This is a genomic window from Ferrovibrio sp. (genome assembly GCF_019636075.1).
Taxonomy (GTDB): Bacteria; Pseudomonadota; Alphaproteobacteria; order Ferrovibrionales; family Ferrovibrionaceae; genus Ferrovibrio.
On record NZ_JAHBYG010000011.1, the window covers coordinates 77103 to 91292 of the forward strand.

The 14190-nt window shown below is 61.1% G+C and carries 12 protein-coding genes and 1 tRNA gene; 3 read left to right on the top strand and 10 right to left on the bottom strand.

The window, feature by feature from the left end; genetic code table 11:
• Nucleotides 1-6: 6 nt before the first annotated feature.
• Nucleotides 7-1104 carry an FIST N-terminal domain-containing protein gene (locus KF827_RS07135; RefSeq protein WP_291002563.1) on the bottom strand — a complete coding sequence of 366 codons (1098 nt, stop codon included), beginning with the start codon at nt 1102-1104 and terminating at the stop codon, nt 7-9.
• A gap of 158 nt (nt 1105-1262) precedes the next feature.
• Between KF827_RS07135 and KF827_RS07140 the strand changes: the two genes are divergently transcribed.
• Both KF827_RS07140 and KF827_RS07145 read left to right on the top strand, forming a co-directional pair.
• Nucleotides 1263-1721, top strand: coding sequence for a DUF2147 domain-containing protein (locus KF827_RS07140; RefSeq protein WP_291002566.1), 459 nt, complete (start codon nt 1263-1265; stop codon nt 1719-1721).
• Between the two features lie 29 nt (nt 1722-1750).
• On the top strand, nt 1751-4210 hold the full coding sequence (locus KF827_RS07145) for a PAS-domain containing protein (protein WP_291002569.1): 2460 nt from the start codon (nt 1751-1753) through the stop codon (nt 4208-4210).
• Here the strand turns inward: KF827_RS07145 and KF827_RS07150 are convergent.
• The 3 genes from KF827_RS07150 to KF827_RS07160 form a co-directional block, all read right to left on the bottom strand.
• A complete protein-coding gene (locus KF827_RS07150; RefSeq protein WP_291002572.1) occupies nt 4185-4586 on the bottom strand; it encodes a response regulator in 402 nt (133 codons plus the stop codon). The genes KF827_RS07145 and KF827_RS07150 overlap by 26 nt on opposite strands.
• Before the next feature lie 95 nt (nt 4587-4681).
• On the bottom strand, nt 4682-5227 hold the full coding sequence (gene greB, locus KF827_RS07155; RefSeq protein ID WP_291002575.1) for a transcription elongation factor GreB: 546 nt from the start codon (nt 5225-5227) through the stop codon (nt 4682-4684).
• A gap of 106 nt (nt 5228-5333) precedes the next feature.
• Nucleotides 5334-5410, bottom strand: a tRNA-His gene (locus KF827_RS07160).
• A gap of 179 nt (nt 5411-5589) precedes the next feature.
• Here KF827_RS07160 and KF827_RS07165 point away from each other — a divergent pair.
• Nucleotides 5590-6087 carry a hypothetical protein gene (locus KF827_RS07165; protein WP_291002578.1) on the top strand — a complete coding sequence of 166 codons (498 nt, stop codon included), beginning with the start codon at nt 5590-5592 and terminating at the stop codon, nt 6085-6087.
• On the opposite strand, the gene KF827_RS07170 is transcribed toward KF827_RS07165, so the two are convergent.
• Genes KF827_RS07170 through KF827_RS07195 form a run of 6 tightly spaced genes read right to left on the bottom strand, consistent with a single transcriptional unit; the run spans nt 6068 to nt 13948 of the window.
• The gene (locus KF827_RS07170) at nt 6068-6862 is read right to left on the bottom strand and encodes a hypothetical protein (RefSeq protein ID WP_291002581.1); all 795 of its coding nucleotides are present in this window, start codon (nt 6860-6862) and stop codon (nt 6068-6070) included. The genes KF827_RS07165 and KF827_RS07170 overlap by 20 nt on opposite strands.
• A gap of 20 nt (nt 6863-6882) precedes the next feature.
• A complete protein-coding gene (locus tag KF827_RS07175) occupies nt 6883-8562 on the bottom strand; it encodes a hydantoinase B/oxoprolinase family protein (RefSeq protein ID WP_291002584.1) in 1680 nt (559 codons plus the stop codon).
• Nucleotides 8559-10604, bottom strand: a complete 2046-nt coding sequence (locus KF827_RS07180) for a hydantoinase/oxoprolinase family protein (RefSeq protein ID WP_291002587.1) — start codon at nt 10602-10604, stop codon at nt 8559-8561. Before KF827_RS07180 ends, KF827_RS07175 begins: the two co-directional genes overlap by 4 nt.
• A gap of 7 nt (nt 10605-10611) precedes the next feature.
• The gene (locus KF827_RS07185; protein WP_291002590.1) at nt 10612-11313 is read right to left on the bottom strand and encodes an ABC transporter ATP-binding protein; all 702 of its coding nucleotides are present in this window, start codon (nt 11311-11313) and stop codon (nt 10612-10614) included.
• Nucleotides 11313-12074, bottom strand: coding sequence for an ABC transporter ATP-binding protein (locus KF827_RS07190; RefSeq protein WP_291002593.1), 762 nt, complete (start codon nt 12072-12074; stop codon nt 11313-11315). The genes KF827_RS07185 and KF827_RS07190 overlap by 1 nt, the downstream gene beginning before the upstream one ends.
• Complete coding sequence (locus tag KF827_RS07195) at nt 12071-13948, bottom strand: ABC transporter permease (RefSeq protein ID WP_291002596.1); 1878 nt, start codon at nt 13946-13948, stop codon at nt 12071-12073. Before KF827_RS07195 ends, KF827_RS07190 begins: the two co-directional genes overlap by 4 nt.
• Nucleotides 13949-14190 lie beyond the last annotated feature (242 nt).

Here is a 14190-nt window from a genome sequence, read left to right on the forward strand (position 1 = left end):
GGCTGATTACAGAAACAGCGACAACACGCCGGTATAGCCATACATGCGGGCGGCGGCGATCTCGCCACCGCAATACATGCCGATCAGCGGCAGGCCAGGGAAAGCCGCCTGGATACGATCCAGCTCGCCGGGATTCTGCACGAACTGGTCCTGGCTGCGCGCCATGCAGGAGAAATATATGCCGCCGCGCGGTGTGGCATCGCCACAACGGCGGCGCAGATCGGCCAACATGCGATCCATGTCGCGCCCCGCACTTTCGGAATCGCGCCTGCAGAAGAACAACTGATCGCCTTCTTCCATCAGCGCGCCCACGGCCAGAGCGCCAGCCTGGGGATCCACGCCCATGATATTGCGCACCAGATAATCCGGGCGGTCGGAGCCCCCCACCGGCAGCGCCACCATCATGCCGCCGCCGGCCCGGCGCAGATCGCGCAGGGTTTTCACATCGAAAGCATCCTGCAGGGCGGCATAGGCCGGCATGCCATCGAGCTCCAGCACCATGTTGTTATCGGCGGAAGTAACAGTATGCACCGGGCCGACCTGACTGCAGCCCTGGCTGAGGCCGGTCACGATCGGCTGCCCCTGGGTGAACAGAATGCCGGAAACGCCGCCCTCCACCAGGCCGCTGGCCCATTGCGCCCGCGCCTCACGCGCCGCCACCAAACCACCCACCAGATAGGCGCCGGAAAGCTCGCCCATATCCATCAGCAATTCGTCCAGCGCCGTGACATGCGGATCGGCGTGCACGATGCCAAACCAGCCGCCGGCGGGAATCTTGTTGGGCCGGTCGAACAGCATGGCGCTATCGGCAGGCACCGCACCCACCATGCAGGCCACCGCGGGCTCGTCCACATACTCACGTGCGCCGCCGATGATGGAATGGCTGATCGCCGCCACCAGATGCGGCAAGCCAGTGGCTTCGGCCAACCGGCGCATGATGGCCGGCATGTGGCGCGACAACGCCTCTGTTACATAAACGAAGCCGACATTGGCGCCGGGTTGCAAAGGCAGCAATTGCAGCAGGCAGCCATCCACGGCAATCCGCCAATCCGGCGAAGCCGATACGCCGAGACGGAATTTCGAGCCAATGGTCTGTTCGGTCATGGCTTGGGCTCCTGAGCACTGGGCTGCGGCACGAACACGGTATCGAGCCGGCAGTATATACTGGCCAGCGGCAAATCGGCAGGGACTTGCGCGATCACATTTGCTACACTTGTACCATTCCGTTACCCGGATCCTTGAACCCGCAAGAAGGCCGCCTGATGGCCCCCTGTCGCACCCTTGCCCTGCTGTTGCCGTTGCTGGCGGCCTGCCTGCCCAATGCCCTGCTGGCGCAATCTCCTATCGCCGGCAAATGGCGCACGATCGACGACGAAACCGGCGGCGAGCGCTCCATCGTGGAAATCCGCCTGGTGGATGGCGAGTTGCAGGGGCGTATCCTGCAAATATTCCTGCGTCCCGACGAGAAACCCGATCCGGTTTGCGAGGCCTGCGACGGCGAACGCAAGAATCAGCCCATCATCGGGATGACTTTCCTCTGGGGCCTGAAGCCGGACGGCAAGGATGCCTGGGCCGGCGGTTCGATTCTCGATCCGAAGAACGGCAAGATCTATAACGCCAAGGCCAACCTAGCCGATAACGGCCAGGCCTTGCGGTTGCGCGGCTTTATCGGCACCCCATTGCTCGGCCGCACGCAGACCTGGCAACGCGAGACGCAATGACCGGCCGACACAATGACTGACGAGAAAAAATGAGCGCCTCCGCACCGGCCAGCAAATTGATCCTGCTGCGCCGCGTGCTGCGCCGCGCTCTGCCCACATTGGTCCTCTCTGCCGGCCTGGCCGCTGCATTCCTGGCCCATGCCGTGCTGCGCGACCGCGCCCTGGATCTCGCTGCCGATGAAATCCGGCAAGAAGCCCGCCGGGTGGTTTCCGCCTTGCAGGACAAAGCCCAGACCGCCGATTTCCTGCTGGCTGCACTTGGGGCGCTTTATGCGGCTTCCGTTTCGGTTGAGGAAGACGAACTGGACCGTTTCCTCAACAATCTGCACCGGAATGCCCAGGAAGCGGCGGTGGATTATGTTGGCCTGATCACTCATGAGGAATGGCAAGCCGGCGGCCAACGCGCCTTTGCATTGCATGTCTTTATCAATACCGCAGATGACGCTCAGTTGCGTATGCAGGGCAACCCGCTCTGGCACCAGGCGATACAGCGCAGCATCGAAAGCAGCCGTCCGGCCACGATTCAATCCGGCACCGAAACAATCATGGCGCGGCAGGCGCAAACCAGCCACGGTATTGTCTACATCATCGCAAGAATTGATCTGAGGCGCATCATCTCCGCGCTGATAGGCCCAGCCGCAGACCGCATGATTTTCCGCTTGTCGCAAAATAGCGGCGCCAACAGCGTGCAATTGCTGCAGGCCGAATTCGGGGCAGGCCAGCCAGTGAACAGCTTGGAATTTCCACTGCTCGGCTGGCATTGGCAGTTGGAAACCCAATTGCGCGACACCATACTGCTATCCAGCGACATGACGATGGCGCGCCTAGCGCTTGGCAGCGGCATGATCGTCAGTCTAATCCTGTTTTATGCCGTCTTGCGGCAACGCGAATCGCGCACCGATGCCGATCGTGCACGGTTGCAACTGGTCGATGCCATTGAAAGCCTGAACGATGCTTTTGCGCTGTTCGATGCCAAAGACAGGTTGGTGATCTGGAACCGGCAATATGCCGAAGCGCTCAGCGCCATTGCCGATCGGTTGAAGCCCGGCCTGGATTTCGAGGCCCTGTTGCGCCTGGGTTACGAACGCGGTGTGTTTCCACCGACCGAGAACCAGGAAGCCGTGATCGCCCAGCGTGTCGCCCTGCATCGCCAGGGTGGCGGTAGCATGGAACAGGAATTATCCGATCATCGCTGGATGCGTATAGCCGAGGCGCGGACCAGCGACGGCGGCATCGCCGGCACGCGTGTGGATATCACCGGCAGCAAACACCGCGAAAAAATGCTCACAAGCCAGGTGGCGCTGCTCGAACGGGTGGCCCAGGGCGGCCCGCTGGAGGATGTGCTCTACCAGGTGATGCAATGGGCGGAAGACAGCATCCATAACGCCCAGGCCTCGTTGCTGCGGCTGGATAGCAGCGGCACGAAGCTGGCCAGCTATCTCAGCGGCCGGCTGCCAGAGGCTTATATGAAGCAGTTGCTCGGCCTCTCGATCGGGCAGGATGTCGGCTCCTGCGGCACGGCTGCCTATACCCGCAAACCGATCTATTGCTCCGATATCAGCACCGACCCACGCTGGGCCGCCTTCCGCGATATGGCGTTGTCGTTCAACCTGCATGCCTGCTGGTCTGTGCCGATCATCGGTGCCAACAGCCATGTCTATGGCACCTTCGCGGTGTATTTCGATACCCCGCGTGAACCCGACAAAACCGAAAAATCGATTCTGGAAATCGCCGGCAATCTGGCTCGCCTGGCCTTGGAGCGTGACCAGCATATGAACCGCCTTACCGCACTGGCCCGCCATGATGCGGTGGATCGGCTTTCAGGCGGCATCGCACATGATTTCAACAATCTGCTGCAGGCCATGGAACAGGCAACCGACCTGCTGCTGAACCGCGATCCCACGCCGCAGCAAAGGCCATTGCTCAACCTGATCCGCGAAGCCACCGGGAAGGGCGCGGCGCTGATCCGCCGCCTGCTGGTTTTTGCCCGTGGCCAGGAGCAGAACCGCGAGACGATCTCACCCGATGAAAGCATACGCGCCTTGGAGCCGCTGTTACGTCAGGCTGTAGGCGAAGCCGTGGTTCTGGATTTTCATCTCAGCCTGCCCGGCAAAACCATCCAATGCGACCGCGTATTGCTGGAGAGCGCCCTGCTCAACCTGGCGATCAATGCGCGTGATGCGATGCCGGATGGCGGCCGGCTGGTATTCACCTCTCGGCGGCTGGATTTGTCCAAAGGCATTCCGGCGCTGGAACTGGCGCCCGGCACCTATGCCTGCATCAGTGCCAGCGATACCGGCAGCGGCATGGACCAGGAAACCGCCCGCAATGCCTTCGTGCCGTATTTCTCCACTAAGGAGGTAGGGCGCGGCTCCGGCCTTGGCCTGAGCATGGTTTATGGTTTTGCGCGCAGCAATGGCGGCGGCGCCGGCATTGAAACCGCCCCCGGCCAAGGCACCCGGGTTACGATATACCTACCTCTGGATTAAGCGGCGGCTTCTCGGCCATCGCGCGGCTTATGGCCTGGGCCAGGGCATCGGCATTGAAGGGCTTGGGCAAGGCGGCATCGGCTCCGAATACCGAAGCGAAATGCAGAAAATCCTGGGTGCCGCGATAGCCGCCGCCCGACACCGCAATGATACGCAGGTTGCCATCCCGGGCACGAATGGCGCGGATGAGTTCCAAACCATCCATATCGGGCATCAGGATGTCGGTGATCACCAGATCGAAGCGGCCTGGCGCGATGCGTTCATTCGCTTCGCGAGCCGAGGATACAGCCGTAACACTATGGCCCTGTGCTTCCAGGGTCATGGTCAGTGTAGCGAGCACAAGCTCATCGTCGTCCACGACCAAAATGCGGGCCATCCCGGCAATGCCCCCAATCCAAACGCATAATCAAAACGCGGCGGACAAATATCCGCTCAAATCCGGCGGCATGCAAGGCAAGCCGACGGCTCGGTTCAATATGAAATTTTAAGCACTTCCAGGCTTTGTCGCCCCAGCGGCGTGCGCACCTCAACGGTGTCGCCCACCCGCGCCTTCAGCAAGGCACGGGCTACCGGGGAGATCCAGCTGATCTCGCCATGCTCCTGCCGCGCCTCGTCCACCCCCACGATACGAACGGTTCGCTCCGTATCCGCCTCATCGACATACGTAACGGTGGCGCCGAAGAATACCTGCTGCCGATTGGTCTGCAGATTTGGATCCACGGGCTCGGCGATTTCCAGCCGCTTGCGCAGGAAACGCACCCGACGGTCGATTTCTCGCAGCCTGCGCTTGCCATACAGATAATCGCCATTCTCGGAGCGGTCGCCATTGCCGGCCGCCCAGGACACGATCTCCACCACCTTGGGGCGCTCCACATTCCAAAGCTGTGATAATTCATCGCGCAGGCGCTGCAAGCCCTCCGGCGTGATGTAATTCTTTGTGCCCGCCGGTAATGCCGGGCCGGCTTCGGCCTCGTCATCCTGGTCGTTATCGGTTTCCTTGGTGAATGCCTTGCTCATGCTGCGTAGTTTAGGGTGAGGCCTGCTTTGCGGATAGACCTGTGCCAGCCCGTGAAAATGAAATGGCCGACCAAGCTAAAGGCTTGATCGGCCATCCGAATTTAGATGGGGCGAGAGACGGGACTTGAACCCGCGACCCCCAGAGCCACAATCTGGTGCTCTAACCACCTGAGCTACTCCCGCCACGGCGCAGGCTTACTACTCCGGGACGCAGTCCGGGTCAAGACTGCCGAACCACCTCAGGCAAGGCGGGAGAATGGCCGGTCCAGCCTTCCTGACGCGGATAGCACCCCATCCCTTTCAATTTATACGAGCCCGATCAATCACTTGCGCTAAAGCCCGGAAATCAGCAAATTATAGCCATGACAGAATTCTGGCTGATTCTCGGCGCGCTGATCATCGGTATCCCAGGCGCGGTCTTCATTGTGATGCAAGTGATCTCCGCGCATAAGCGCCAGGTGATGGCCTATGAGTGGAGCACAGCAGAAGTTGCGCGCCGCGGGCAGCGACTGGACCAGCTTGAGCGGCTTACCAAGGATGCGCAGAAACGCATCAACGATCTCACCAAGGAAAATACCGTTCTACGCGCAGAAGTGTCCAAACTTGAGCGCATGGCGGGCCAGGCCATCACCGGCCCCTCACCCGACGACAAGAAATTCCAGGCCGGCATCACCAATGCCGAAGTGCGCCGCGCCCATATGATGGGCCAGAAGCACCGCAACCTTGACGACAAATGGGCCGAGATCAATTACGAAGACATCTTCGCCGCCAACGAAGAAGCCGCACGCAAGGTTCTGCTGCGTAAATATCCGCCTGAGCGCGGCTTCGTGATCAGCAGCCTCACCCAGCAGAAAGGCTGAGATCGCGCGTGGCCAGCACCCGCAGATCCAGACTGGTCTGCCGGTCTATCTCGCCCAGCGGTGCAAGCGCCCAGGTCCATTCGGTTTCAGCCGGCGGCAAAGTGATATCCAGCACGGCACTTTCGCTTACCACCGCTTCTCCAGCCCGATTGCGGAAGATGCGGCGATGATCGCTGATCAACCCGACCCTGCAGGGCAATGCGCGCAAGGCCGAGAGATGCGCCTGCAGAATGCGCCTTCCATAGGCTTGCCGCTCCGATAGCCCCACCCCCTGCCGCTCCAGCCATTCCAACGGCAGCAGCGGCAATTGCGACAATAGATTTACCGACAGCACCAGAGACGGCGCGGTATCGTCCAAGGGCAAATCTGCTGCTGGCTCCGGCAATGGCTGGCCCGGATGCCAGCCTGTAAGACCGGCCGTCACGCCGGTGGCATCAAACAGGCGCGGCTCACAGCGCGGTACAGCCTGTGCGGCATGCCAAACCTGCCGCATGAAACAGATATCGGCCAGCAGCACATGATCGAACTTTGCCGCCAGCGCCGCCAAGGGCAGGTCTTCCAGCAAACCCGCGCCCAGCACCCAGCAATTACCACCCGCAGGCAGATCCTTGAGCAGGGCCTCGATAAAGCTGCGGGTATTGGCATGATGCTGCGCCCAGGCAGCGTGGCAGCGCTTGGCACGCGACCACAGCCCCACCTGCGCACGGGCATAGCCCAGCTTTCGCGCCGGCGCGTCGCAGCGCATGCCGACCAGTTGCAGCCATTCCAGCAGCAAACATCACCCCCGAAGATAGCTCAGCCGCCGAAGCGGGCGGCAATCTGTTGGGGGGTATAATAGCCGCGCTCGATGTCGCGGGCGATGGCCGCCTTGTCGCGCTGTTTCGGATCGCCGAAACCGCCCCCGCCCGGCGTGGAAACCCGCACGCGGTCGCCGGGTTTGATCACGATATCCTGGTCCTTGGAGAGATGCGGCGGCGTATAACCTACCACCCCATCGGCGGTTTCATGTTCAATCGTCACCCGGTTGAGGCCGCCATCCTCGCCGCCCATCGCGCCGCGCGGGCCGGTGCGGCCATGATCCATCACCATACTAGCCCGCGCCTCGCCGCGCCGCAGCCGGATGGTGTAATTCACGCCGAAACCGCCGCGATACTTGCCGGCACCGCCCGATCCCTCATGCAACGAAAACTCCTCGAACAGCACGGGGTAATATTGCTCCATCACCTCGATAGGCGTGGTTTTGGATATCCCGATGGTGGAACAGCCGTTGCTCAAGCCATCACCGCCATGCCAACCGCCATAGCCGCCGCCGGAAATCATGTACATCACATAGGCACGCTTACGTTCGGGATCATATCCGCCCAGCGCAAGATTGCCCGATGTGCCGGCCGGCGCGGCAAACAGCTTATCCGGCATCGCCGGCACCAGGGCATTGAACACCGCCTCGGCAATGCGCTGGCTCACCTCGGCCGCACAGCCGGAAACCGGGCGCGGATATTTCGCATACAGGAACGTGCCCTCGGGATCGACGATCTTGAGCGGCTCGAATGTACCGGCATTGATCGGCACATCGGGAAAGATGTGCTTCATGGCCAGATAGATCGATGATTTGGTGGTAGCCAGCACCGAATTCATCGGCCCCTGGCAGGGCGGGCTGGAACCGGCCATATCGAACAGCAATTCCTCGCCGCGCTTTTCGATTTTCATCTCGATGCGCAACGGTTCGTCCACAACGCCATCGGAATCGACCACGGCGCCGCCACGATAGACGCCATCGGGAATCTGGGCGATACGCGCCCGCATGCGCTGGCTGGCCCGGCTTTTCAATTCGGCAATCGCCGCTTCCACGGTTTCCGCGCCATAACGATCGAGCAATCCGGTGAGGCGCTTTTCGCCGATGCCCAAAGCCGCCGCCTGCGCCTTGATATCCCCGATACGCTGATCGGCAATGCGGATATTGGAGAGAATGATCGATAGTATCTCCTCGTCCAGCACGCCTTGTTTGTACAGCTTCACCGGCGGCAGCCGTAGGCCTTCCTGTTCCACTTCGGTGGCATTGGCCGAAAAGCCGCCCGGCACCATGCCGCCGGTATCCGGCCAATGGCCGGTATTGGCCAGCCAGGCAAACAGCTTGCCACGATAGAAAAACGGCTTGACGAATTTCACATCCATCAGATGCGTGCCGCCCAGATACGGATCGTTGACGATAAAAATATCGCCGGGTTTGATATCGCGCGCCCGCTCGATCACCGCCTGGGTGGAAAACTGCATGGTGCCGACAAAAACCGGCAAGCCGAGATCGCCTTGCGCAATCAATTCGCCGGTATCCCGATGATAGATACCATCCGAACGATCCAGCGCCTCCGAGATGACCGGCGAAAAGGCCGCACGGCAAAAGGCCAGATCCATCTCGTTGCAAACCTGCTGCAAGCCATTCTGAATCACCACCAGGGTGACAGGATCGAGGTCGCTCATGGCGTCACCGTCACAATCAGATTGCCCAAGGAATCCACATCCACCGCATTGCCCGGCTCTATCACCGCCGTGGTATCAAGCTGTTGCAAAATCGCTGGGCCCGCAAAATGCGCGCCGCGCGGAAGGCGTTCGCGGTCATAAACCGGGGTGTCCTGCCAGCCGCCCTGCTCGAACCAGACATCGCGGCTGCCTAACCTGGCCCCATTCACATCATCGGCCGGCTTTGCCATCAGCAACCGATCCAGTGTGAGGCGCGGGCGACGACCGATCACCGCCGTATGCAGATTCACCAATTGCGCACGAATCTCCGGCAGCTCAACGCCGAAACGCTGCCAATAGGCCGCCTCGAAAGCCGCCTGCAGTTCCGCCTTGCTCACATCGATATGCGGCAAGCTTACGCGCAGCAGATGACTCTGGCCCTGGAACTGCATGTCTGCATTATGCAGCAGTTGGATTTCCTCCACCGCCACGCCATCGCGGGCAATGGTGTCGCGTCCTTCGGCGATCTGGCCTTGCAGCACTTCACGCACCAGCATATCGGGTAAACTTGCCACCGGCTTGTTCACCGTGCGCACATAATCATGGCGCAGGTCGGCCACTACACATCCCAAAGCGTTGGTGATGCCTGGCCGCGCCGGCAGCAGCAGCTTGGGAATCCCCAACTCACGCGCCAGCGCCGCCGCGTGCAGCGGCCCAGCGCCACCAAATGCAAACAGCGCGAAATCGCGCGGATCATGGCCACGGCTGAGCGACACCATGCGGATGGCGCCGGCCATCTTGTCGTTGCCGATGCGCAGAATGGCGGCTGCCGCCTGCTGCCAATCCAGGCCCAGCGGCTTGCCCACATGCTGAAGGATCGCATCGCGCACGTCCTGCAGCGATACCGGATTATCCACCGAGAGCAAACCGGCCGGATCGAGCCGGCCCAAAGCAAGATTGGCATCGGTGATGGTGGGCCTGGTGCCGCCACGGCCATAGCATATCGGCCCGGGCCTGGCGCCTGCACTCTCCGGCCCCACTTTCAACATGCCTGCATCATCGATACCGGCAATCGAGCCACCGCCCGCACCGATGGTATGCACATCCACCATGGGCACATGGATCGGCATGGCATATTCAAGCTCAAGCTCGGAAGAAACCTGCGGCACGCCAGCCTGAATCAACCCCACATCGGAAGACGTGCCGCCCATATCATAGGTGATTACATTGGGCAGACCTGCTTCGCGCGCCGTGTAGGCTGCCGCCATCACACCGGAAGCCGGGCCAGACATCACAGTGTTAACCGCAGCTTCCGCCACGATGCCGGCGGCGATGGTGCCGCCATTGCCTTGCATCACCAAAAGATCGCGCCCGAACCCGCGCTTCTTCAACTCGCCATCCAACCGCTCGATATAACGATGCAACACAGGCTGCACCGCAGCATTCACGCAGGCTGTGGTGCCGCGTTCGTATTCGCGATACTCGCTAAGCAGGCTATGGCCAGCAGTGATATAGCCGTTGGGCCAAAGTTCCGTAGCAATGTCCAGCGCACGATTTTCGTGTGCGGGATTGATATAGCTGTGCAGGAAATGAATCACCAAGGCTTCGCAGCCGGCAGCTTTTAATTGCTGGACAGCTTCGCGCACCGCCGCTTCATCCAGAGGGGTTACCACGCCGCCTTCGGCATCCAGACGTTCCGGCACTTCCAGGCGCCATTGGCGTGGCACCAAGGGCTCGAATATTCCGGTCAGGCCATAGGGCGTAGGCCGCGTGCGGCGACCGAGTTCCAAGCTATCGCGGAACCCCTTGGTGGTGATCAAACCCACACGCGCCACCTTGCGCTCCAGCAGCGCATTGGTGGTCGTGGTGGTGCCATGCACGATGGTGGCTGTATCGCCGAGTGCGATGCCGGCCTTTTCCAGGGCGGCCAACACCCCGAAGGCCTGGTTCTCTAGCGTGGTTGGCACTTTCGACAAGGCCACCTTGCCCGATTGCGGTTCGATGCCGATCAGGTCGGTAAACGTGCCGCCAACATCGATGCCGACAATCCAACTCGCCGCCATGGCAGCCTCACACTTGCAGGAAAGCGGCGCGCACTTCCGTGTCGCGCATCAGATCGGCCATGCTGCCGGAATAACGTATGCGCCCCTTCTCCACGATATAGGCGCGATCGGCCACCATCTCGGAGAAGTGCAGATTCTGTTCAGACAGCAGCACCGCCAACCCTTCCCGCTTCAATTCGCGGATCGTGTTGGCCATCTGCTCGACAATAACCGGGGCCAGGCCTTCGGAAGGTTCGTCCAGCAGGATCAGGCGCGGGTTACCCATCAGCGTACGTGCGATGGTGAGCATCTGCTGCTCGCCGCCCGACATGCGGCCGCCCGGGCGATCTTTCATACGGCCAAGATTAGGAAACAAGTCGAACAGGCGTTCCGGCGTCCAGGTCGGCGCGCCATCGCGCGATGGCTGGCGGCCCACTTCCAGATTCTCCATCACGGTCAGATCGGTGAATATCCGGCGTTCTTCCGGCACATAGCCCAGGCCTGCGCGCGCTATGCGATAAGGCGATTGGCGTTCGATGGACTTGCCCTCGAACTCGATGCTGCCGGCTGAAGGCTGCACCAGGCCGATGATGGACTTCATGGTGGTGGATTTGCCTGCCCCATTGCGGCCCAGCAACACAACCACTTCACCCTTATTGGCTTCCAACGCCAGGTCGAACAGAATATGGGCGCGGCCGTAAAAGCTGTTGAGGCCGGATATCTTCAGCATCAATGCGCCTCCGCAAAAACGGCACCGGAGCCAAGATAAACCTTCTGCACCTCTGGATCGGCTCGCACCGCCGCAGGCTGGCCCTCGGCAATCAGCTTGCCGCGATTGAGCACGATAATGCGGTCGGCATGGGCGAATACCACATCCATGTCATGCTCCGTGAACAGCACGGCTATATTGCCGGCTCGCGCCAGTTTCGCGGTGAGTTCCATCAACGCCAGCCGCTCGCCCGGCGCCATGCCGGCGGTAGGCTCATCCATCAACAGCAAACGCGGGTTGTTTGCCAGCGCCACGGCCAATTCCACCCGCTTGAGATCGCCATAGGCAAGGATGCCGCAGGCGCGCTCGGCCTGATCGGTCATACCCACGCGATCCAGCAGGGCCATCGCCTCGTCGCGGTATTGCAGGTTGGCGGGTTTCCAAAAGCGCATCAGGCCGCGATTATGCGACAGCAAGGCCATCTGCACATTCTCGCGCACGGTCATCGAATTGAAGGTGGCAGTGATCTGGAAAGTGCGTCCTACGCCGAGACGCCAGATATCGCGGGGCGCCATGCCAACCAACGATTGCTCGCCAAGCCTCACGCTGCCGGCATCAGCCGGCAATTGGCCATTCAGCATATTGAAGCAAGTGGTCTTACCAGCACCATTGGGCCCGATCAGCGCCAACAGCTCGCCGGCCGACACCGAGAAGCTAACATCCTGCACAGCCTGCACGCCGCCGAAGGATTTGCTCAAGCCTGAAACCGTCAGCACACTCATGCCGCCTGCCCCCCTGCTTCCGGACGCGCTCGCATTCTCGTCCATGCAATCTTGGCAAAGCCTGCCACGCCGGCCGGAAATGCCAGCACGATGGCCAATACGGTGAAGCCCAGGATTGCGCGCCAATACTCGGTATTGCGGGCAATCTCATCTTGCAGCCAGGTAAATAGCGCCGCACCCACAACCGGGCCGGTCAATGTTTGCACGCCGCCCAGCAACACCATCACCAGGCCATCCACAGAACGCGGAATCGCCAGCGTTTCCGGCGATATGCTGCCCTTCGAGAAGGTATACAGTCCGCCGGCCAGCCCCGTGACCGCGCCGGCAAGCGCGAAGCCGTACCATTGGAAGCGCCGGAGATCGATGCCGATGGCATCGACACGCAGAGGCGAATCACGGCCCGCTCGCAGCACATAGCCAAACGGCGCATGCACCACACGCCAGAGCAGGATCACGCAGCCGGCGCAGATCGCCATGGCCAACAGATAGAATATGGTCTTGTCCTTCGCCCAGGCGCTGGGCCAGATACCGATCAGCCCATTGGAGCCGCCGGTGAAGGCATCCCATTGAAATACCACCGACCAGGCAATCTGCGCGAAAGCCAGGGTGAGCATGGCAAGATACACACCCGAAAGCCGCACGCAGAACCAGCCGAATACCAAGGCCCCGATCCCGGCCACGATCGGCGAACCGATCAGTGCCAGCTCCATCGGCCATTTCAACTTCAGGAACAGCAAGGCCGCACCATAGCAGCCCAAGCCGAAATAAGCGGCGTGGCCGAAGCTGACCATGCCGGCTGGGCCCATCAGGAAGTGCAGCGCGGCAGCGAACACAGCGAAGATCGCGATATCAATGAACAGCACCAGCAAAAAGTCATCGCCCACCAGAGGCAACGCGGTGAGTGCCAGAAGCAGGCCCACCGTAATCGCCCAGAACCCCTTGTTGAGCGGCAGCATCAGCGGCTCCACCGTTGAGGCTCCGCGCTGGCTGCCCTGTGGCTTGCCCAGCAGCCCCCAGGGCCGCACGACAAGCACGATCGCCATGACGATGAATTCCACCACCAGGGTCAGTTTGCTGAAACTAAACACGATGCCAAAAACGGTTACATCGCCGATGCCGATACAGAAGGCCTTGATCTGCGCAATCAGCAAGGCCGCCACGAAGGCGCCGCCGATCGAGCCCATGCCACCCACCACCACGATCACGAAAGCATCGGAAATCGTGGTGACATCGAGCATCAATTGCGCCGGCTCGCGCGGCAATTGTACCGCGCCGCCCAGGCCGGCCAGGAAGGCACCCAGGAAAAACACGCTGGTGAAAAGCCAGGCCTGGTTCACGCCCAGAGCGCCCACCATTTCCCGATCCTGGGTAGCCGCACGCACCAGTGTGCCCCAGCGTGTGCGATTGAGCAGCAACCAGAGCAGGCCCAGCACCACAGGCCCGATCACGATCAGCACCAGATCATATTGCGGGAAGCGTTTGCCAAGAATTTCGACGGCACCGCGCAAGCCCGGCGCACGCGGCCCCAACAGATCTTCCGCGCCCCAGATATAAAGCGCGACATCCTTGATGATCAGCACCAGCGCGAATGTGGCCAGCAACTGAAACAATTCCGGCGCCCGATAGATGCGCCGCAGCACCGCAATCTCGATCACGGCGCCAATCACGCCAACCGACAAGGCGCCAAACAGCACCGCACCCCAAAAACCAAGAATGCTGCCGCGGCCGAAAAATTCGACGAATGTGTAAGCCAGGTAGATACCCAGCATATACAGCGAGCCATGGGCGAAATTCACAATGCGGCTGACGCCGAAGATGATCGACAAACCCGCAGCCACCAGAAACAGCGACGATGCGCCAGCAAGACCGTTCATAAATTGAATGACGATATTGGCAAGCATCGGGGCTGATCCGTTTTTTGGGGAGAGGAATGGCGATGCAATCACCCGCCGGCCGGAGCCGGCGGGTGACGAAAGCTGCGTCAGTTGGCCGGACGCATCTTCTTCACGTCGGCATCCGAGGGCAGAAATTTGGCACCATCGGCATAGTACCAGTCGGCCATCACGCCCGCGCCATTCTTCAGCGCCAGCTTGCCCACATAGGCACCCATGGTGGA

Excerpts from the sequence above, each read along its gene's own strand:
- KF827_RS07185 (WP_291002590.1), bottom strand. The coding sequence starts at position 11,313 with ATGCTGAAGATATCCGGCCTCAACAGCTTTTACGGCCGCGCCCATATT.
- KF827_RS07190 (WP_291002593.1), bottom strand. The coding sequence starts at position 12,074 with ATGAGTGTGCTGACGGTTTCAGGCTTGAGCAAATCCTTCGGCGGCGTG.
- KF827_RS07150 (WP_291002572.1), bottom strand. The coding sequence starts at position 4,586 with ATGGCCCGCATTTTGGTCGTGGACGACGATGAGCTTGTGCTCGCTACA.
- KF827_RS07145 (WP_291002569.1), top strand. The coding sequence starts at position 1,751 with ATGAGCGCCTCCGCACCGGCCAGCAAATTGATCCTGCTGCGCCGCGTG.
- KF827_RS07175 (WP_291002584.1), bottom strand. The coding sequence starts at position 8,562 with ATGAGCGACCTCGATCCTGTCACCCTGGTGGTGATTCAGAATGGCTTG.
- KF827_RS07195 (WP_291002596.1), bottom strand. The coding sequence starts at position 13,948 with ATGAACGGTCTTGCTGGCGCATCGTCGCTGTTTCTGGTGGCTGCGGGT.
- KF827_RS07140 (WP_291002566.1), top strand. The coding sequence starts at position 1,263 with ATGGCCCCCTGTCGCACCCTTGCCCTGCTGTTGCCGTTGCTGGCGGCC.
- KF827_RS07165 (WP_291002578.1), top strand. The coding sequence starts at position 5,590 with ATGACAGAATTCTGGCTGATTCTCGGCGCGCTGATCATCGGTATCCCA.
- KF827_RS07135 (WP_291002563.1), bottom strand. The coding sequence starts at position 1,104 with ATGACCGAACAGACCATTGGCTCGAAATTCCGTCTCGGCGTATCGGCT.
- KF827_RS07180 (WP_291002587.1), bottom strand. The coding sequence starts at position 10,604 with ATGGCGGCGAGTTGGATTGTCGGCATCGATGTTGGCGGCACGTTTACC.
- greB (WP_291002575.1), bottom strand. The coding sequence starts at position 5,227 with ATGAGCAAGGCATTCACCAAGGAAACCGATAACGACCAGGATGACGAG.